General features: G+C 65.1%; 15 protein-coding genes and 1 pseudogene. 2 read left to right on the top strand and 14 right to left on the bottom strand.

What is annotated here, in order from left to right; genetic code table 11:
- The 4 genes from ycfP to PG879_RS17755 all read right to left on the bottom strand — a co-directional run bounded on the left by ycfP (window position 1) and on the right by PG879_RS17755 (window position 5,483).
- The gene (gene ycfP / locus PG879_RS17770; protein WP_005331594.1) at window positions 1-540 is read right to left on the bottom strand and encodes an alpha/beta hydrolase YcfP; all 540 of its coding nucleotides are present in this window, start codon (window positions 538-540) and stop codon (window positions 1-3) included.
- A gap of 184 nt (window positions 541-724) precedes the next feature.
- Window positions 725-2,533 (bottom strand): M3 family oligoendopeptidase, encoded by a 1,809-nt coding sequence (locus tag PG879_RS17765; protein ID WP_223952502.1) that lies wholly within the window; start codon window positions 2,531-2,533, stop codon window positions 725-727.
- Window positions 2,534-2,611: 78 nt separating this feature from the next.
- Complete coding sequence (locus tag PG879_RS17760; RefSeq protein ID WP_223952503.1) at window positions 2,612-4,402, bottom strand: M3 family oligoendopeptidase; 1,791 nt, start codon at window positions 4,400-4,402, stop codon at window positions 2,612-2,614.
- A 169-nt stretch (window positions 4,403-4,571) separates the two neighbouring features.
- Window positions 4,572-5,483 carry a DUF808 domain-containing protein gene (locus PG879_RS17755; RefSeq protein WP_039038966.1) on the bottom strand — a complete coding sequence of 304 codons (912 nt, stop codon included), beginning with the start codon at window positions 5,481-5,483 and terminating at the stop codon, window positions 4,572-4,574.
- 206 nt (window positions 5,484-5,689) lie between these two features.
- Between PG879_RS17755 and PG879_RS17750 the strand changes: the two genes are divergently transcribed.
- The gene (locus PG879_RS17750) at window positions 5,690-6,292 is read left to right on the top strand and encodes a DUF924 family protein (RefSeq protein ID WP_041215410.1); all 603 of its coding nucleotides are present in this window, start codon (window positions 5,690-5,692) and stop codon (window positions 6,290-6,292) included.
- A 54-nt stretch (window positions 6,293-6,346) separates the two neighbouring features.
- Here PG879_RS17750 and PG879_RS20550 read toward each other — a convergent pair.
- The 10 genes and pseudogenes from PG879_RS20550 to hinT all read right to left on the bottom strand — a co-directional run bounded on the left by PG879_RS20550 (window position 6,347) and on the right by hinT (window position 16,364).
- Window positions 6,347-7,966, bottom strand: a pseudogene (locus PG879_RS20550) (methyl-accepting chemotaxis protein).
- A 249-nt stretch (window positions 7,967-8,215) separates the two neighbouring features.
- Window positions 8,216-9,130: a protein translocase subunit SecF gene (gene secF, locus PG879_RS17730; protein ID WP_223952509.1), complete on the bottom strand. Its 915-nt coding sequence runs from the start codon at window positions 9,128-9,130 to the stop codon at window positions 8,216-8,218.
- 109 nt (window positions 9,131-9,239) lie between these two features.
- Window positions 9,240-11,042 carry a protein translocase subunit SecD gene (gene secD, locus PG879_RS17725; protein WP_041212853.1) on the bottom strand — a complete coding sequence of 601 codons (1,803 nt, stop codon included), beginning with the start codon at window positions 11,040-11,042 and terminating at the stop codon, window positions 9,240-9,242.
- Between the two features lie 148 nt (window positions 11,043-11,190).
- Entirely contained in the window at window positions 11,191-11,658 is a 468-nt protein-coding gene (locus PG879_RS17720) for a hypothetical protein (RefSeq protein ID WP_041212852.1), read from the bottom strand.
- A gap of 106 nt (window positions 11,659-11,764) precedes the next feature.
- A complete protein-coding gene (locus tag PG879_RS17715) occupies window positions 11,765-12,625 on the bottom strand; it encodes a DUF6279 family lipoprotein (protein ID WP_039038970.1) in 861 nt (286 codons plus the stop codon).
- Window positions 12,626-12,676: 51 nt separating this feature from the next.
- Entirely contained in the window at window positions 12,677-13,540 is an 864-nt protein-coding gene (locus PG879_RS17710; RefSeq protein ID WP_041212851.1) for a phosphotransferase, read from the bottom strand.
- Window positions 13,530-14,126: a penicillin-binding protein activator LpoB gene (lpoB, locus tag PG879_RS17705; protein WP_010674346.1), complete on the bottom strand. Its 597-nt coding sequence runs from the start codon at window positions 14,124-14,126 to the stop codon at window positions 13,530-13,532. The genes PG879_RS17710 and lpoB overlap by 11 nt, the downstream gene beginning before the upstream one ends.
- Window positions 14,126-14,524 carry a YcfL family protein gene (locus PG879_RS17700; protein WP_041212850.1) on the bottom strand — a complete coding sequence of 133 codons (399 nt, stop codon included), beginning with the start codon at window positions 14,522-14,524 and terminating at the stop codon, window positions 14,126-14,128. The genes lpoB and PG879_RS17700 overlap by 1 nt, the downstream gene beginning before the upstream one ends.
- Before the next feature lie 68 nt (window positions 14,525-14,592).
- Entirely contained in the window at window positions 14,593-16,014 is a 1,422-nt protein-coding gene (locus PG879_RS17695; protein WP_041212849.1) for a COG3014 family protein, read from the bottom strand.
- Window positions 16,014-16,364, bottom strand: a complete 351-nt coding sequence (hinT, locus tag PG879_RS17690) for a purine nucleoside phosphoramidase (RefSeq protein WP_010674343.1) — start codon at window positions 16,362-16,364, stop codon at window positions 16,014-16,016. Before hinT ends, PG879_RS17695 begins: the two co-directional genes overlap by 1 nt.
- Before the next feature lie 256 nt (window positions 16,365-16,620).
- On the opposite strand from hinT, the gene PG879_RS17685 reads away from it, so the two are divergent.
- Window positions 16,621-18,633 (top strand): methyl-accepting chemotaxis protein, encoded by a 2,013-nt coding sequence (locus tag PG879_RS17685; protein ID WP_041212848.1) that lies wholly within the window; start codon window positions 16,621-16,623, stop codon window positions 18,631-18,633.
- Window positions 18,634-18,745 lie beyond the last annotated feature (112 nt).

Below are 18,745 nucleotides of genomic sequence, written 5' to 3'. Positions count from 1 at the left end.
TCAGGCTTCTTTGAAGGCCTTCATCCGTTGCAGATGGTGCGAGATGTTCTTGAACTTATGGGTCTCGCGCTCATCCCATACGATGTCGTAATAGTTCTTCAATTCACGTTCAGTGTCCCGATTATCGCGGATTTCATCCTGAACGGAAAGGATGCACAGGCAGTTTCCTGAATTTTTATTACGAAATTCGGTTACACACTTGGTGCCGATGTCCTCGTACTCCTCCGGCCTGTCGATCTTGCCCTGCATGTTCTCTTCCGGGTGCAGATTGGGGTTGAAGACCACCTGCTTGATGCCGCACAGAAACCCGATCCGCTCGCTCCAGTAGCCACCCAGGCCCACGCCGCAGATGAGGGGTTTGGGATCGGTGCTCATGTCGAGCTGCTTCTTCACTTCCTTGAGCAGGTGGCTCATGTCGTGGCGGGGGTGAACCGTGCTGTAGTGCACGAAACGCACATCATCATCGATAAACTGCAACTGCAGCACTTTTTCATGATTGCCGGGGCTGGTGGCATCAAAGCCATGCAGATAGATGATCATGGACAAGACCTCAAAAACTGTGTCGGTTCTATCGAAACTACCCCAGCGACAGGGCCTTGCGCCACCAAAACATCCCACTTTCTTGCTTTGGATCACGCCCCTTCGGGCCACCAAACCGCGCGTCGGGGCCGCTGTGGCAGCGCCATGCCCCGGCGGGACATGGCGCAAACCGGGTCTGGCGAGGTTACCCGCCGCACTGGGCGAAGCGCGCCACCGCCGCTTCCACCAGGGCCAGGCTCCCCTGCCAGAAGGCGGGTTTTCGAATGTCCTGCCCCAAATGCCGTTCGACCAGCTCTTCGGCGCTCATGCGACCTGTGTCTCGCAGCAGGGCGCGGTAGGCCTTCGCCACCCCCGCCTCCCCTGCGGCCTGGCGGCTCATCAGCTGCTGATAGACCCCGAGGCTGAACAGATAGCCAAAGAGGTAGGGGTAGTTGTAAAAACCGAAGCCCGCGATGGAGAAGTGCGCCTTGGCGGCCCAGAACAGGGGGTGATAACGGTCGAGGCTCTGCTCGTACCAGCGCCCCCAGGCCTCGTCGGTGAGCCCCTTGAGCCGGGCCGACGACACATAGCCCTGCTCGCGCTCGGCCACCAGGGCCCGCTCGAAGTCGAAGCGGGCCGGGATGTTGACCAGGAAGGTGGCGGCGCCATCGGCATCCGCCCAGGCAATGGCCAGACGCTCCTCGGCGCTTCGGGCCTGCTCGTAGAGGGCGCTGCGCACCAGGGTCTCCGCGAAGATGGAGGCGGTCTCCGCGAGCGTCATGGGGTAGCTGCGCTGGCTCATGGGCAAGTCGCGGATGAGCCAGTTGTGCCAGGCGTGACCGAGCTCGTGGGCCAGCGTGATGACGTTGTCCATGGTGCCCGCATAGGTGATGAAGACCCGCGGCTCCACCGGCTCGGCAAACTTGGTGCAATAGGCCCCGGTGCGCCGGTTGGGGGTGGGGGCGGCATCAATCCAGCCGCGCTCGGCCATCATGCGGGCAAAGTCCCCCATCTCGGGGTCAAAGCGCGCGAAGGCCTGGGCGATGATGTCGACCGCCTCCTCGAAGGGGATCTCCCGGCGACTGGCGGCAGGGGGCGGCGCAAAGAGATCCTCCGGCCCCAGCACCTCGAGGCCGAGGTGACCGGCCATCAGCCCCAGGGCCCGCTGGCCCAGATGGCGGGCCTGCCAGGTCTCCGCCATCAGGGTATCCAGGGTCGCCCGCTCGATGTGGCTCTGGTGGCAGGAGAGATCCAGGGCATCGAGGCGCCGGTGTTTGCCGCGCTGGCGCGAGAGCTCCAGGCGCCAGCCGTTGAGGGCGTTGAGGATGGCTGCCACCGTCTCCTGCTCCCCTTCCCAGCCGGCGCTGATGGCATCGAAGGCCTCTTTGCGCAGGGCACGATCCGGGCTGGAGAGCAGGTTGCTCGCCTCCGCCAACCCCATCTCGCGACCCGCGATCACCAGCCTTATCTTGCCCACCAGATCGTTGTAGAGGTTGCCCCAGGCGTGCAGGCCGTCGGTGCCAAGGCCGATGACCAGCTGCTCCGCCTCCACCGGCAGCCGCTGATCCTGCAGGCGACGCTCGTGGCGCAGCCGGTACCCCTCCTCCCCGAGCAGGGGGTCGGCCATCAGTTGCTCAAACTCGGGCGCAGGCAGCCCCAGCATCAGATCTTCGATGGGGGCAAGCGTCTTGAACAGATCCGCATTGAGGGCACGGGCCCGGGAGGCAACCTGCTTGGCGAGGGGATCCCGGGCGTCCTGGCTCCCCTTGCAGGCGGCCAGCACGGCGATGTTCCAGCCGATGTCGCGAATGCGCCGGGCCCGCAGGCGTACCTCCCTGAGGAAGTCCTGCAAGGCGCCTGGGGTGCGCGGAACCTGGGCCAGTCCCTCGATAAAACCGCTCAGCTCGGCCAGGCTGGCGCGGGCCAGGCTCATGTCCGCCTCGAGGACACAGCTGTCGAGGGAGGGGTAGATGTGATCATTTTGCCACTGCTGTGGATAGACTCGTTGTTGCATCGAACGCTCATCGTCAGGGACGGGCCTGGCCCGTCGTGAAATCCAGGTGGCCAGAGCCACCACCTTCGCGGGCAGGCATCACACCAGCCGCTCGAGGCGCACCACCGCCTCTTCCACATAGCGCAGGCTCTCCTGCCAGAACCCGGGTTCGCGGATGTCGACCCCCAGGTGCTTCTCCACCAGCGCCTCGGCGCTCATGCGGCCGGTATCTCGCAGCAGGGCGCGATAGGCGGGCACAAACTCGCCCCCGGCCCGCGCATGCTGGGCATAGAGCCCCAGGCTGAAGAGATAGCCAAACAGATAGGGGTAGTTGTAGAACCCGGACTCGGCGATGGAGAAGTGACCCTTGCTGGCCCAGAACAGCTCGTCATACTGGCTGAGGGCGTCACCATACCACTGCTGCTGCGCCGATTTCATCATCTCCCGCATCTGGCTCGCCCCCACGTAACCCGCCTCCCGCGCCGTCACCAGGGCGCGCTCGAAGGCAAAGCGGGCGGGGATGTCGAGAAGCAGGCTCGCGGCCCGCTCCCCGTCCAGCCAGGCGATGGCCCGGCGCTGCTCCACCTTGTCGGTGGCGGCCAGCAGGGCATCGCGCACCAGGATCTCGGCAAAGAGGGAGGCGGTCTCCGCCAGCGTCTTGGGGTAGCCCCGCTGTTCGAAGGGAAGATCCCGCAGCAACCAGCTGTGCCAGGCGTGGCCGAGCTCATGGGCCAGGGTGATGACGTTGTCCATGGTCCCCTCGAAGGTGAGGAAGACCCTTGGCTCGGGCGGATCGGCATACTCGGTGCAATAGGCGCCACTTCGCCTGTGCTCGCTCGGGGCGGCATCAATCCACCCCTTGTCGGCCATCATGCGGACAAACGCCCCCATCTCGGGATCGAAGGCGGCAAAGGCCTCCATCACCAGATTCAGCGCCTGCTCGAAGCCGAACTTGCCGTGCACGGCCTGGGGCGCCGGGGCAAAGAGATCCCAGGGGGCGAAGTCGGTGATCTGCTGGGCACAGGCCATGGCCCTCAAGGCGCGGCGCCCGAGCTCCCTGTGCTCCCCGGCCGCCGCCATCAGGGTCTCCAGGGTCGCGCCCGTGATGTGCTCCTGATGGCAGGTGACCTCGAGGGCATCCAGCCTGCGCCCCTTGCCACGCTGGCGGCCGAGCTCGTTGCGCCAGCCGTTGATGGCGTTGAGAATGGCGGTCACCGTCTCCTGCTCCGCCTCCCAGGCGCCCTGGATGGCGTGCCAGGCACTGGCGCGCCGCGCCCTGTCCGGGTGGGCGAGCAGGTTGTCCGCCTGGGCAAGCCCCATGGGCACCCCCTCCACCACCGGCAGCAGCCGCCCCACCAGGTTGTCATAGAGATCCCCCCACCCCTGCAGGCCGTCTACCGCCAACCCCTCGATGAGCTGCTCGCTCTCGAGCGAAAGCCACTGATCCTGCTGCGCTCTGTCGTGATGGATGTGGTAGGCCAGCTCGAAGAGTTCGGGGTCTTGCAGCAGGGTGCGCACCAGTGACTCGGGGGCGCGAACCCAGAACAGGTCCACCGGCTTGCTGCGCTGGGCCAGGGTAGCCTCCAGCTGCTGGCCCCGGGAGAGCAGTACCCGGGCCTCCTCGTCGCGCCCGTTCTGGCTCAGCCGGTTGTAACCATAGACCTGGCTGTTCCAGGCCAGGGTCTTCACCCCGTTGGCCTCGCGGCGGATGGCCCGCAACAGGTGGCGCAGGGCATTGGCATCCGCAACGGGATGGGCGGGATCCGGCAGGTCCGCCAGGAGGGCGTCAAGCCGGGTAAGGGCACGGGCAGCCTCCTGGAAGGCGGCCTCGATGGCAGGATCGTCGGGGGCGGCATAGATGTGATCATCTCGCCAAACGGGTGGTTTCATGGTTGTCCTTGTCTGTTTGCGTCCATATCGGGTCATCCCGCCTCTGCGGGCGGGTGAAACCGGATAGTACGAAGGGGGCCAGGCACTTGCCTAGCCCCCATTCGAGGCAACCAGCAGAAGAGCGCCCCCGGGTGCGACGGCCCCTGTCGGCCCTCCCCCGACAAGCGACCTATTTGGCGGGCTGAAGCTTGCTCACCAGGGTCATGGCCACCACCAGCACCAGCCCTGCCACCACGCCGGCCAGGGCGCTCAGCAGGGTGGGCGTCACCACGGCCAGTACCCCGCCGACCCCGGGCAGGGCGGCCACCGTGCCCGCCGTCCCTTCGATGAGGTGATGGAGGAAGGGCCAGCCATGGACCAGAATGCCGCCGCCGACCATGAACATGGCGATGGTGCCCACCAGGGCAAGCAGGTGCATCAGACGGGGCGCCGTCACCAGCAGCCCCTGCCCCACCGCCCGGCGCACGGCGCCGCCATCGGGCTTTTGCAGCAGGTGCAGACCGATGTCGTCGAGCTTGACGATGAGCCCCACCAGGCCATAGACCCCGACGGTCATCAGCAGGGCGATGCCCGCTACCACGGCGATCTGCAGGCCCAGGCTCGACCCCTGCACGGTTCCGAGGGCGATGACGATGATCTCCGCCGAGAGGATGAAATCGGTGCGAATGGCCCCTTTCACCTTCTGGCGCTCATAGGCCGCCAGATCCTCGGGCACCGGCGCCGCCTGATGCGCCTCCTCCTCGTGGGGCAGGAACTTGTGGACCAGCTTCTCCGCCCCCTCGAAACAGAGGTAGGCCCCCCCCAGCATCAGGAGCGGGGTGATGAGCCAGGGGATAAGGGCGCTGATGGCGATGGCGGCAGGCACCAGAATGAGCTTGTTGCGAAACGATCCCTTGGCCACCGCCCACACCACCGGCAGCTCACGCTCGGCCCGCACCCCGGAGACCTGTTCTGCATTGAGGGCGAGATCGTCCCCCAGCACCCCGGCCGTCTTCTTCGCCGCCACCTTGGTCATCAGGGCGACATCATCGAGCACGCTGGCAATATCATCGAGCAGGGTCAACAAACTGGCTCCGGCCATATCTGGCATTCCTTCTATTGAGTGGGACACATCCGGGCTGCCCCGGTCAGGGTGATGAGGGGGTCAGGGGATCACTGGCCCATCCGGGGATCACCCTTTGGGGCAAAAGATGGCACAGTGTAACGGGAAGCCGCCACGGCGGCAGCCCCCCATGGCAGATCCCCTGCTCCGTTTTCACTTCACGGCCACCGGCCCAAGGAGTTCCCATGCAACCCTGGCAACCTCTGCTCGATTTCTGGTTTGGCGATGACGCAGACGACGCTCCCCGTGCCGCCCGTCAGGCCCCCCTCTGGTGGGGCAAGAGCAGCGAGACCGATGCCCTGCTGGCCTCACGCTTCGGCGAACTGGCGGCCCGTGCCGCAGCGGGCGAGCTCGCCCATTGGGAGGGCGATCCCGCAGGGCGCCTGGCCCTCATCCTGCTGCTGGACCAGCTGCCGCGAAACCTTCACCGCCACACCCCCGCCGCCTTCGCCCAGGACGACAAGGCCAGGGCGCTGTGCCTCAAGGGGCTCACCCTCGGGGTCGACAAGGGGCTCTCGCCGCTGGCCCGGGTCTTCTTCTATCTGCCCCTCGAGCACGCGGAGTCCAGAGAGCAGCAGGCCAGAAGCGTCGCCCTGTTCGAGGCCCTGGCCGACGAGCAGGCCACAGGCCCGGCCCGGGCCACCTTCGAAGGCTTTGCCGACTTTGCTCGGCGCCACCAGGTGATCGTCGAGCGCTTTGGCCGCTTCCCCCACCGCAACGCCATCCTGGGCAGGGCGAGCACGGAGGAAGAGGCCGCCTTCCTGCAACAGCCCGGTTCGGGGTTCTGACATAAAAAAATCCCCGCCATGGGCATGGCGGGGAGAGAACAACCGATCCGCGCATCACTGGATGCGATAGCGGGAGATCTGCTGGTGGATATTCTCCGTGGTCACGTTCAGCTCCTCTGCGGCGGCGGAAGTCTCCTCCGCCGTGCTGCTGGTCTGCTGCACCACCTGGGCTATCTGCTCGACCTGGAGGGCGATGGATTCCGCCGCCGAGGTCTGCTCGCGGATGGCCAGGGTGATCTCGCCGACCTGATCCATGACGCGATGGGAGGCCTGGCGGATCTGGGTGATGATGGCCCCGCTTTCCGTCGCCATGGCCACCCCTTGCGCCACCTTCTCCTCCACCAGGACCATTCTGGCCACCGTGGCCTCGGACCCTTGCTGGATAGCCTCCACCGTCCTTGAGATCTCCTGGGTCGACTGGGCCGTCCGCTCCGCCAGCTTGCGCACCTCGTCGGCGACCACCGCAAAGCCGCGTCCCTGCTCACCGGCCCGCGCCGCCTCGATGGCGGCGTTGAGCGCCAGCAGGTTGGTCTGCCCCGCCACATCGTTGATGACGTTCACCACCCCACCGATGCGGGAGATCCCCTCCCCCAGCGCCGTCACATCGCGGGAGGCCTGACGAATGGCGTCGGCGATGTCGTTGATGGCGAGCACAGTGCGCTCTATGGTGGCCCCGCCGTCACTGGCAAGCTTGCCGGATTAATTGGTGATGCGGCTGGTCTCCTGGGTGCGCTGGGAGATGTCCGTGATGCTCACGCTCATCTCCTCCACCCCGGCGGCGATAAGGCTGGTGGCGTCATTGGCCTGACTCGCAGACTCCGCCATGTGCTGGGCCGCCTGGGAGAGGGACTCTGCCGTGCTCTTGATCTGCAGGCTGCCCACCGAGAACTCGGTGAAGGTCTGCTGCAAGGTGTCCAGCAGGCGGTTGACCGCCGTCAGCGTCTGGCCGATCTCGTCCTACTGGCTCACATTGGCCCGCAGGGTGAAGTTCAGGTCGCGCTGGATCTCGGACAGGGTCGCCATGGCCAGACGGAGGGGATTGGCGACCTGCCTGAACAGCCAGAGAAAGAGCACCAGCGTGAGGGCTCCCGTGCCCACCGAGATGAACAACAGGGCCTGCATGCTGCTATCGGCATTCTGCTCGCCTCGCAGCTTGACGGCGTCACCTTGCTGGATGTTGAAGTGGACGTGCTTGTCGATGGCCTGGGAAAGCTGCTCAAATAAGGGGGCAAGCTCCGCGTCGATCGCCTCTCTGGCCTCCACATTCTTGTTCTCGCGGGACAGGCGCAGGACGTCTTCAGAAGACTGGTTATATTGCGCAACCAGGCGCCGATCATCGGCGACGAGCTGCCTGTCCTCCTCATTGGAGATCATCCCGCTTTCATACTGGCTCAGCAGGGCGTCCATCTTGGTGTGAAGGGATGCAATGCTCTGCTCTATCTGACTCATCTTGCCGTCGTCGGTGTTGAGCACGTGCGCCTGGATCAATGAATGCAGGGCGTAGAAGTCTGTCTGTATCTCCTTGATCGTGGAAATGCTGGGGACTGTGTTGTCTGTTACATAGCTGAGATCCGCATTGGCGGAGGAGAGTCTGCTGATACTGAACCAGCTGAGACACCCCAGGGCCAGCATGACCAGCAGGGCAATGAGTTGAAGCCGACGAGCGATATTCATGAGTGCTTACTCCATCCATAGACTCCCTGCCAGGGTAGCCGATGCGGGCCCCGAAAATAGCGCCTAAAACATGCATTTCATTACACTTTTCAACTTCTGCTCGGCCGCGTCACACCCGCCGCCCCAACCCGGCCTTCGGGACCGCCGCCCCCCTCTGGCAGAATGGAAAAAGGAAGGCATTCGCCTTCCTTTTTTGCCCGGGGCGGCCGCACTGGCCGCCCATGAGCCCCGTGACAGGGCGCTCGCCGGTCACGCCGCCTCGGCCAGCTCATCCTCTTTTTTCTGGTAGGCCTGGGGGGAGAGCCCCAGCAGCTCCTGCACGGTGGAGGCCACCGTGATGGAGGAGAGCGTCCCCACCAGGATGCCGGCGAACAGGGTGAAGGAGAAGCCGTAGAGGGCGTCGCCGCCGAACAGGAGCAGGGCCCCCACGGTGAAGAGGGTGGTGCCCGAAGTGATCATGGTGCGGCTGAAGGTGGCCTTGATGGCCACGTCCGAGCACTCGTGGATCCCCATGCGGGTACGAGACCCCAGCAAGTCCCGCAACCGGTCCGAGATGACGATGCTGTCGTTGAGGGAGTAGCCTATCACCGCCATCAGGCCCGCGATGACGTTGAGGTCGAACTCGATGTCAAAGAGCGCGAGCAGCCCGATGGCCACCAGACCGTCGTGCAGTACCGACACCAGGATGCCGATGGCTTGGCGCCACTCGAAGCGCACCGCCAGGTAGGCGGAGATGGCGAGCGAGGCCACCAGCACCGCCAGCATCCCCTGCTGGAACAGCTCTGCGCCCACCTGGGGCCCGACGATGGTGGTGCGCAAGAGCTCCACCGGCAAGGCGAGTTGCTGCCCCAGCATGGTCGCCAGATCCTCCGCCGCCCAGGGCAGCGCGTGGGGGGGCAGCTTGATGAGCCACTCGCCGGGCACACCGGCGCCGTGCAGCTCCACCACCCCCGCCAGGGGCGCCGTCAGCAGAGCATTGAGCTCATGGGCCTCTTTCAGGGTCTGGATGCGAAACTCCAGCAGGATCCCGCCGGTGAAATCGAGCCCGAGGGCGAGCCCTTTTGTCGCAAGGATGGCCACGCAGGCCAGGGTCAGCAGCACGGAGGCCCACAGCCCGATATAGCGCCAGCGGGTCAGCCCCATGGCCAGGATCATTCTCAGCATTGTTCTTCCCTCGACGTCAGGTGGTTCAGGCTTCCCGGCAGGAAGCGGTCGGTGCGCAGGTCATGCAGACTCACGGGCGCGGCGTCATGGTGATGAAGTCGGTTCATGGTCATACCCTCAGCAGCTTGGCGCGGCTGTTGCCCCACAGGGGGTTGATGATGGCGCGGGTGCCCCAGATGCCGGTCACCATGCTGGAGATGAGCCCCAGGATCAGGGTGATGGAGAAGCCCTGCAGCGGCCCGGAACCGATGGCATAGAGCACCACGGCGCAGATGAGGGTGGTGATGTTGGCATCGAAGATGGTGCGAAACGCCGAGCGATAACCAAAGTCGATGGCGTTGGCCAACGAACCCCCTTCCCGCAGCCGGTCCTTGATCCGCTCAAAAATCAGCACATGGGTATCCACCGCCATGCCGACGGTGAGCACCAGACCGGCGATCCCCGGCAGGGTCAGCACGGCCCCCGGCAATACCGCCAGCATGCCCACCTGCATCAGCAGGTTGGCAACCAGCGCCGTGATGGCGACCCAGCCGAACTTGCGATACCAGGCCATCATGAACAGCATCATGCCCGCCATGCCGAACGCCAGGGCGGTGAAGCCCGCCTCGATGTTCTGCAGACCCAGGGTCGGGCCTATGCTGCGCTCCTCCAGGATCTTCAGCGGCGCGGTGAGGGCCCCGGCCCGCAGCAGCATGGCAAGCTCCTGGGCCTCGGGCAGGCTGCCAATCCCGGTGATGCGGAACTGGTTGCCAAGGGCGGTCTGGATGGTGGCGACGTTGATCACCTCGCTTCGGGCGCGCAGCTTGCCTTCGGCGTTGGTCTTGTACTCGGTGAAGACGGTGGCCATGGGCTTGCCCACGTGCTGGCGGCTGAACTGGTTCATCTTGCTCCCCCCCAGGGTGTCGAGCACGATGTTGACCTGGGGCTGCCCCATCTCCCCCATGTTGGCGCGGGCATCGACGATGTGCTCGCCGCTCAGCACCGGCTGGCGGGCCAGCCCCACTGCCTGGCCGCTGCGATCCGCCATGAAGAAGCGGCTGTCGGCCTTGGCTTCATAGAAGGCCAGGGACGCGGTGGCGCCGATCACCTCTTTCGCCTGCTTGGGGTTGTGCACCCCCGGCAGCTCGATGCGGATGCCGTCCTGCCCCTGACGCACCACCGAGGCCTCGACGATGCCGAGCTCGTTGATCCGCTTTTTCAGGATCGACAGGTTCTGGGTCACGGCGTTGTTCACCAGCAAGGTGCGCTCGGCGTCGCTCAGCACCAGGGTCAGTGCATTGCCGGAGCGGCTCAGTGTCCACTGATCCTGGCGGGTACCGGCACTCTCCTTGATGATGGAGAGCCAGGCCTCCTGCCCCGTCACGTCGGGCAGGGTGACGGCCACGCTCCCCTGGGCGGTGCGCATCACGCTGGCGCCGCGCAGGTTGGCCTCGCGAAAACGGGTGCGCAGGGTATCCACCAGGTTCTTGGTCTGGTTGTCGATGACAAAATCCACGTCCACCCCGATCAGCAGCTGGGAGCCACCGCGCAGGTCCAGCCCGAGCTTGATGGGATCGGCGCCGAGCCGGCTGATCCAGGCCGGGGCGTTGGAGTAGAACTCCAGGGTCAGGGCGGCGCTGTCCAGCCCCTGCTGCTCCAGCAACTGCTTGGCCAGTTGCTGCTCCCCCTGGCTGGCGAACACCAGCGCTATCCGGCCACCCTGGGCGATCTGCTTGAGGGGGTCGATGTGGTTCTCGGCCAGCAGGGTGCGCTGCGCGTCGCTCAGGCGCGACTGGCCGTGCAGACCGAGGGAGGGCTGCTCACCGAAGAAGGTGGGCAGGGAATAGAACGCGAACGTGACCAGCATCAGCAGCAACAGGGCGTACTGCCACAGGCTCATGCGGTTCAACACGGTATGACTCTTTTTTCTCATGAAATCGGCCTCTGTCAGGCGATGGCAAGGGGCGACACCGGGGTCGCGCCGTGCAAAAAAATGAAACAAGACAGCCTAGCCGTTCACTAAAAGTGAACAGCAACAGAGAGAAGATGAGGCAACAGGTGGCAAGCTGACCCCATCGGGGTCAGGCGAGGAAGCTCTGGGCGAAGCGGTACTGCAGATGCCGGCGCTGCAGGCGGCGCCTGTGAATGCCGGCGAAGTGATCGCGAAAGCTCGTCCCCGGGTAGAAGAGGGCGGCATAGAACAGCAGGCCGCACAGCAGCAGCAGGATCGCCTGCTGGGACCAGCTCATCACCAGCTCGTAGACCACGCTGCCGGGCTGATGATCGCGGCTCAGGGAGTGCTCGAGGCGCAGCAGGTGATTCTGGTGGGAGCCGACGAACTTGACGATGCCATCGTCACTGCCGCTGACGCCGTGGGCCGCCGGGCTTGCGTCGGCAGGCGCCGCCCCCTCCGCCAGCGAGTGGGCCTGCTGGGCCGAGGGCTGGAACGCGGGTACCTTGACCCCCTCCACCGAGAGGGTAGAGAACAACAGTGCGAGGGTGATGAGCAGGGTCATCGCCGCCAGTTTCACGTTGTCGGTCAGGTTCAAAAGTTAATTCCCACACAATAGAAAGGGCAAGCTACCACAGCCTGCCCCACAAGAACAAGGGCGGCAGGCCCGGGGCCCGCCGCCCTTGTGTTGTCTCATCGCGTCCTCAGCGGCTGCGGGTCATGCCCTCGAAGTCCTCGGCATAGTCCTTGAGCAGGGTGTAGAGGTGGGCCCGCTGGGAGAGATCCATGGAGTGGCTGAGATCACTCAGCCACTGGATGGTGCGCTGGCGGGACTGGTCCGTGTAGCCGGTGAAGCGGCCATCCATCAGGCCGTCCCCCTGCTGGAGCAAGCGGGTCAGCTCCTGGCCGAAATCCGGGCTCTGGCGCTGTTTCATCAGCCGATCCAGCTCCTTGGTCCAGGCCTCCTGAAAGTCGAGCCAGGGGGCCATCATCTCGTATTGCCACTCGGCCCACTGCGTGATGAGGGGCTCCTGGGCCGGCTTCACCTTGCCAATCCAGAACACCAGGCGCTCGTTCATCTTCTCCCGAAAGCCCTTGATCATCTCGGCCTTCGACTGGGTGGCAAAATCGTGCTGACGCTCCTGCTGGCGCGTCACCCGATCGGCCATGAAGCGAGCCACCTGCTCGTCGGTCAGGGTCTTGGCGAGGCGCACCGTGCGGGGAATGGCGTTCTCCAGGGTACGGGTCAGGCTCGCCTGGGTTCTGTCCAGATGCAGGGTCACCTGGGCAGGGCTCATGGGGCTGGCCACCGCCTTGGCCAGGGCGTCGAGATCCCGGGCATAGATGGGCAGCTCATGCTGCCGGTGCCAGGCCATCAGCCCCTTCACCTCCTGGTCCAGCAGCTTCTTCTGGCTGCGGTCCAGGGAGAAGTAGTCGTCCAGTTGCCAGACGATGGCCGAGTCGAGCCAGTAGTAGATCACCCGGGTGGCGCAACCCGTCAGCAGCAGGCAGAGCAGCAGCAGGCTCCAGCTACGCGGTTGACGCCATGAGAATGTGGTCACCATGCATGCCTCCCATTCATTGAATACACGCGTCGCGCGGGCCGTTGCCGGGCATCACTCCAGGCGCTGGCGGTTGATGTCGATCAGGGCCTGATACTCGGGCCCGGGTTGCTGTTCGGCCATCAGCAGCGCCCACAGCAGGCCGATGTAATCGACCCAGGGCAGGAAGGCATCGGCCTGGAATCCCCGGGGCCCCAGCCCCGTCGCTGCCCCGTCCATGGCTTCAAGATAGCAGCTCTCCAACTGGCACCGCTGCTCTTCGCTCCAGCCGTGGGTGCGCTGAATGCTGGCGACCTCGAACCCAGGATGACCGGCGGCGCCGTACTCCCAGTCGATGACCCAGGGCCGCGCCCCCAACAAGTTAGCCGGATTGAGATCGTGATGGCAAGGGAGCCAGCAGTCGTCCGGCTCCCGGCTCGCGAGCAGGGCCCGCTCCAGGGCGGGCAGCCAGGGAGGGATATGGGCCAGACGCTGCCGATACCCGCCGCTGTGGGCCCGCACCGCCATCACCACGGTCGGCACCGGCAGGCGGTGCAGCCGCACCAGCACATCCGCCATCAGGCGGGGCTGCGCGGCGAGAGGCGGCGCCTGCTCGGCCCAGTTGGGTTCGTCGCACCACGCCAGCAGCATCAGGCCGGTGGCGGGATCGCCGTGATGACAGGGCAACGCCAGCCCCTGCCCCACCGCCCCCTGGTAGAGCTGCCACTCGGTGGCCCGGTCGATGCCAAGGCGCACCGGATCCGGATGACCGCGGCGCAGGAAGGCCTGCTCGCCAGTGGGGAGACAGAGCCGGTAGTTGCCGTTGGTCAGGCCCTGGCCCAGCGGCTCAAGGCGCCCCTGATCCCAGGGCGCCGGCAGGCTGGCGAGGAGCGCCAGCTCCGCCAGATCCCCCTGCCCCCGCGGGTCCTCACCAGCCAAAGGTGGACTTCTTGGCCTGTTTGCGGATCTCTTTCTGATCGGCCCACAGCAGTTCGCCGTTCTCCACATCCATCAGGTTCATGGTCATCTGGTAGTAGACGTCCTTCACCTTGCCGTTGTCCTTGACGATGCTGGCGAGGTTGCCATAGACCATGTAGCGGGCACCGGTCTGCTTGCCGAGCCGCACCATGGTGGCGGGATCCACCATGCCGCTGCCCTGCTGGTATTCGAGCTGCTGCTTGACCGCCGCCACCTTGCTCATGTCCACGAAGCGGAACTTGCCCGAGCGCAGCAGCTTGGTGCGGATAGTGTCGGTGATGGCCTCGGTGTCGATGTGCTCCGAGGTCTTGTTGCGGATGGAGTCCATGAACATCACCGGGCGGCCCCCGGCGGTGATCTCGCTGGTGGCCGGGGACGCCAGCATGGAATCCGCCATCTTGTCGGCGATGGCCTGCAAGTCGGAGGAGCCGTAATCGACGGTCACCGTCTCGGTCTCGGTGGGATCGCCATAGCTGACGGTGGTGCTGGAGCAGCCGCCCAGCAGCAGGGCGCCGGTCAGGATCAGCAGGGCATGATTCATTTTCATCAGTAGGATTCCTCCATCACTTCGCGAACGTAAATCCGGTAACCCCGGGCGGCCGGGCTCGGCGCCAGGGCGGACAGGGTGCGGGTCTGGTAGCCATGCAACTTGAGGGGGGTCCAGCCGCGGCCATCGCTGGCCACCTCCTGCCCCGCGTCGTCATACCAGTAGAAGAGATATTGCAGCCTGTTGTCACCACGCTGGGTGCTGGCCGCCGCCACGTTGACCTGCAACAGGCCGTTCTGCTGGCGCCGGCTGAGTTCGGTCAGGGTGACGTTGACGTTTTGATGCTGCTCGGCCACCGCCGCCGCACCGGCCGCGCCATAGAGCGCCACGCCGGAAGTATTGGTGGCACAGCCCGCCAGCAGCAGAACCAGGCCCAGGGCCAACCCTTGTGCTTTCATCTTGCTCTCCTTGCCGGTGGCCGTCGGCCCGACCGGTCATTCATCTGAGTTGCCATATCCGGTTCCCCCTAGAGGGGCATCACCCGGGTCGTGAGCCCGCTCCCCAGGCGCTGTACCCACACCAGGGTGGTGCGCCCGGCGTGGACGCTGAGTGGCAGGGTACGCATGGCGCTGCCCGCCCCCAGGGTCAGGGTGACGTTCCCGGCCGGGACCATCCCCTGCCAGCTCGAGGCCTTGGCGGGCAGCGTCAGCCAGCTGCGGGTATCCGCCCGCTCCGAGAGGGTGTTGAAGATCCCCACCAGGATGTTGCCCACATCCCCCCCCTCCTTGGCGGCGGTGCGCCGCACCTGCTCCTTGGCCACCAGCCGCAGGGCCTGCCGGGTCAGCATGCCAGGCAGCCGCTCCTGCAGATCCTTGGCCGCCAACGCCTCCAGCCTCACCAGCTCGCTGGTCTGCGCCACCCCCTTGCCCACCGACAGGGTGAGCGGGGCGCCGTCGCTGGCCCGATTGTCGTAATAGGGCACCGCCACGGTAAAGGTACGAAAATCGCCGCTGGAGGTGGAGATGGGCAGCGGTAGGAAGAGCTCACGGCGCGCCGGGATGAGGCCATCTTCAAACAGCACCACCAGCTGGCCCTGATCCTTGGCCAAGGGCGGCGCCTTGCGGCCCATCCGTTGCTCGGTCTCCTTGAGCTCCTCGGGAGAGCCGCGAAGCCGGGCCAGGCGCAGCAAGGCATCCTGCAGGCTCTGGTTGTCCGGCGCTATCTGGTAGCCGCGCTGGTAATCGACCCAGGCATCGTTGAGATCCCCGGCCGCCTCGTAGAGCACGCCGGAGAAATAGAAGGTGTAGGCGTTCTGGAAACCGTTTTTCACCTGGCCTATCAGGCGATCGAGCTCGGGGGCGCCGCGCGACATCAGCTGGCGCATCTCCCCGGCTTCGTCCTCCTGCTCCCCCTCCTGCGCGGCCTTGCGCACCTCGTCGGCCCGCCGTTTAAGGGCCTGCTCCTGCACCTGGTTGGCACGGCGCACCTCTACCAGGGCGCCGTCGGCATCCCCGCGCTGCAAGTAGTTGAGCGCCAGATAGTGGTGCAGCATGGTGCGCTCGTAATCGGGCGCCTGGTAAGCCAGGGTCTGATCGTTGGTGAGCAGGCTGCCCGCCTGGGCCAGTCCCTGGCTCAGGCGGTACTCGGCCTGATTGTCTTCCCACGCAAGCCGGCTGTCGGCGGTGGCAAAGGCCTGCTTGCTGGGGCCGTCCTGACCCGCCAGCCAGGCGATGCGCCCCTTCTCCAGCTGGTCGAGCACGAAGGTGTCGTCCCCCGGGGTCGATTCGCGCACCTCGGGCAGGGCTTCGGCGGCATGGCCCAGCAGCAGCTGGTTGCGCAGAGGCACCATCTGATCCGAGTAGGAGACGAACATGTCTTTCCACTGGGAGGCACAGCCTCCCAGCAGCAGACCGGCCAACAGCAGGCCGGTCGACGGGACGAGGCGCATCACAGGCTCAGCAGGGGTCCCAGGGGCTCGCCACCGACCAGGTGCAGGTGGATGTGATAGACCTCCTGCCCGCCGTGGCGGTTGCAGTTCATGATGAGGCGGTAGCCGTCCTCGGCGATGCCCGCGTCGCTGGCGAGCTTGCGGGCCACGGTGAACATCCGGCCCAGCGCCAGCTCGTGATCCGGCTCCACATCGTTGACGGTGGGGATGAGCACGTTGGGAATGATCAGGATATGGGTCTTGGCCTTGGGCTGGATGTCGCGAAACGCGGTCACCAGATCGTCTTGATAAAGGATGTCGGCGGGGATCTCCTTGCGGATGATTTTGCTGAAAATGGTTTCTTGCGCCATGGGTAACTCCTTTATAGGAAAAAGAAAATTCAATACAAAGCTCAAGCGGCTCCCAAACAGGCCGCCGCAACGCGCCAAGTGTGACACAAGCCGACATTTGGCACAGCCGTTGTCCCAATCGCTTCAGTTATTGTGAAGAATACCGATAGCGAGGAGACGTCCCGCGAACCACAACGGCATCCCCTTCGGGGCATGCAGGGTATCAAAGGGACGGGGTACTCAGGCAAGGGACTTTTGCACAGACAGCGGGACAATAATGAAACAAACAATGTCAGACCTCTCGATCCTACAGAGAGTCTATCTGGGCTTTGCCATCCTGGTCGCCGTCATGGTCGCCAGTGCGGTACTGACCTTTCGCGGCCAGAGCGAACTCAGCGGCGCCCTGGATCAGGTGACCCAGGAGTCCATGCCGCTGGTACTCGCCAGCAGCCAGACCCAGATAAGCCTGCTCAGCGCCAACAAATGGCTCACCGACGTGCTGACCGAGCAGGATCTCAAGCAACTGCCGGCGGAAGTGGCCGAGTTGCAACAGGCCAAGGGCCAGGTCGACAAGATGGTCGCCAGCCTCAAGCAGCAGGTGGCGGTGCATCCCCAATTGCAGGCGGACATGACAGTCCTCGTCAAGCTGGTGGATGACTACCTGCAACTGACCCAGACCCTGCCCGGCGAACACGAGGCCCTGCTCACCCGGCTGCACAAGGTCAATCAGGCCAAGGGCCAGTTCCAGGTCAGCCTGCCCCAGTTCAAGAAGAACCTGGGGGACATGATGGTCACCATCGACGACAGCTTCATCAAGATGCTCTCCGAGACCCTGACCACCAAGCTATCCGCCATCGAGCTCTCCACCATGGATGCCCTCAACCAGAGCATCCCCGCCCCCATCGAGGCGGCGCTCAAGCGCAACAAGATGCAGATCGAGGGCTTCAACAGCACCATCAAGGATCTCCAGGGGGAGCTCAAGGACTTCGACAACAACATGGGCCACTACGTCCATGGCTTCGTGCGCGACACCACGGGCAATGACGGCGTGCTCTCCCAATACCTGGCCCTGATGAAGCAGCAGCAGGCCATGCGCGAGCAGAGCAAGCAGGCTAGCCAGCTCATCCTCAGCATCCAGAACAAGCTGGAGGGGATCACCGCCCAGAGCCAGCAGCTGATGAACGCCAGCATCCAGGCCTCCGATCGGGTGCAGACCCAGAGTACCCTGACCCAGGGGATCAGCATCGCCATCGCCATCTTCGTCGCCATCCTGGTGGCCTTCACCCTGGGCAAGGCCATCCGCCGCCCCCTGAAAGAGCTGCTGCGGGTGCTGACCGAGGTGACCCAGGGTGACATGACCCAGCGCGTCGGCTTCAAGAGCCAGAACGAATTCGGCCAGCTCGCCAGCCAGATCAACCTGCTGATCCACCAGATGGGGGATGTGCTCAAGCAGCTCTCCCAGGCGTCGACCCAGCTCAACAGCGCCGCCCACGACAACCGCCACACCACCGAATCGGTGCGGGCGGATCTGGAGAAACAGCGTCAGGAGACCGCCTCGGTCGCCGCCGCCATGACCCAGATGGAGGCCTCGGTGCGGGAGGTGGCCCAGGCCGCCAACCAGACCCTGGAGCGGGTGCAGGATGTGGAGAAAGCCTCCGAGATGGGGCGCAAAGTGATGGCAGGCAACATCACCACCACCCACCAGCTCGCGGGCAAGCTGCAGCAGACCGGCAAGGTGATTGGCGACGTGAGCGCCATGAGCGGCCAGATTGGCAACATCCTCGACGTCATCCGCGGCATCGCCGAGCAGACCAACCTGCTGGCCCTCAACGCCGCCATCGAGGCGGCCCGCGCCGGCGAGCAGGGACGCGGGTTTGCGGTGGTGGCCGACGAGGTGCGCAACCTGGCTGGCCGCACCGCCCAGTCCACCAGCGAAATCCAGACCATGATCGAGAACCTGCAGCAAGGCGTCGCCCGGGCAGTCAACGTGATGCAGGAGTGCTCCCGCGAGATGGACAGTTGCGTGGATCAGAGCTCCCAGGCCAACAACGCCATGGAAGAGGTACAGGGCATCGTGGTGCTCATCAGCGACATGTCCAGCCAGATAGCCTCCGCCGCCGAGCAGCAGCAGGCCACCAGCGCCGACATCGCCACCAACCTCAACCGCATCTCCGACATCTCGGATCTCAACTATCAGGGCATAGAGCGGGTCGCCGAGACCAGCAAGCAGCTCGACTCCCTTGCCGAGCAGCAGGAGGGGCTGGTCCAGCGCTTCCGCCTCAGTGCCTGATGGCCACGACCCGATACGACAAGGCCCCGCATTGGCGCAATGCTGATCAGTTAAGGATCCATTGACCGATCCTTCTGCTGTAGGACAATCCGGAACCAATCACTGGTTCCGG

The organism is Aeromonas sp. QDB63 (assembly GCF_027707425.1).
Taxonomy (GTDB): domain Bacteria; phylum Pseudomonadota; class Gammaproteobacteria; order Enterobacterales; family Aeromonadaceae; genus Aeromonas; species Aeromonas caviae.
Note: the sequence above shows the minus strand (reverse complement) of the source record. Positions and strands in the feature narration are given on the sequence as shown.

What these genes read in the sequence shown, in the direction of transcription:
- ycfP (WP_005331594.1), bottom strand. Translation starts at nt 540, where the DNA reads ATGATCATCTATCTGCATGGCTTTGATGCCACCAGCCCCGGCAATCAT.
- PG879_RS17765 (WP_223952502.1), bottom strand. Translation starts at nt 2,533, where the DNA reads ATGCAACAACGAGTCTATCCACAGCAGTGGCAAAATGATCACATCTAC.
- PG879_RS17760 (WP_223952503.1), bottom strand. Translation starts at nt 4,402, where the DNA reads ATGAAACCACCCGTTTGGCGAGATGATCACATCTATGCCGCCCCCGAC.
- PG879_RS17755 (WP_039038966.1), bottom strand. Translation starts at nt 5,483, where the DNA reads ATGGCCGGAGCCAGTTTGTTGACCCTGCTCGATGATATTGCCAGCGTG.
- PG879_RS17750 (WP_041215410.1), top strand. Translation starts at nt 5,690, where the DNA reads ATGCAACCCTGGCAACCTCTGCTCGATTTCTGGTTTGGCGATGACGCA.
- secF (WP_223952509.1), bottom strand. Translation starts at nt 9,130, where the DNA reads ATGCTGAGAATGATCCTGGCCATGGGGCTGACCCGCTGGCGCTATATC.
- secD (WP_041212853.1), bottom strand. Translation starts at nt 11,042, where the DNA reads ATGAGAAAAAAGAGTCATACCGTGTTGAACCGCATGAGCCTGTGGCAG.
- PG879_RS17715 (WP_039038970.1), bottom strand. Translation starts at nt 12,625, where the DNA reads ATGGTGACCACATTCTCATGGCGTCAACCGCGTAGCTGGAGCCTGCTG.
- lpoB (WP_010674346.1), bottom strand. Translation starts at nt 14,126, where the DNA reads ATGAAAATGAATCATGCCCTGCTGATCCTGACCGGCGCCCTGCTGCTG.
- PG879_RS17700 (WP_041212850.1), bottom strand. Translation starts at nt 14,524, where the DNA reads ATGAAAGCACAAGGGTTGGCCCTGGGCCTGGTTCTGCTGCTGGCGGGC.
- PG879_RS17695 (WP_041212849.1), bottom strand. Translation starts at nt 16,014, where the DNA reads ATGCGCCTCGTCCCGTCGACCGGCCTGCTGTTGGCCGGTCTGCTGCTG.
- hinT (WP_010674343.1), bottom strand. Translation starts at nt 16,364, where the DNA reads ATGGCGCAAGAAACCATTTTCAGCAAAATCATCCGCAAGGAGATCCCC.
- PG879_RS17685 (WP_041212848.1), top strand. Translation starts at nt 16,621, where the DNA reads ATGAAACAAACAATGTCAGACCTCTCGATCCTACAGAGAGTCTATCTG.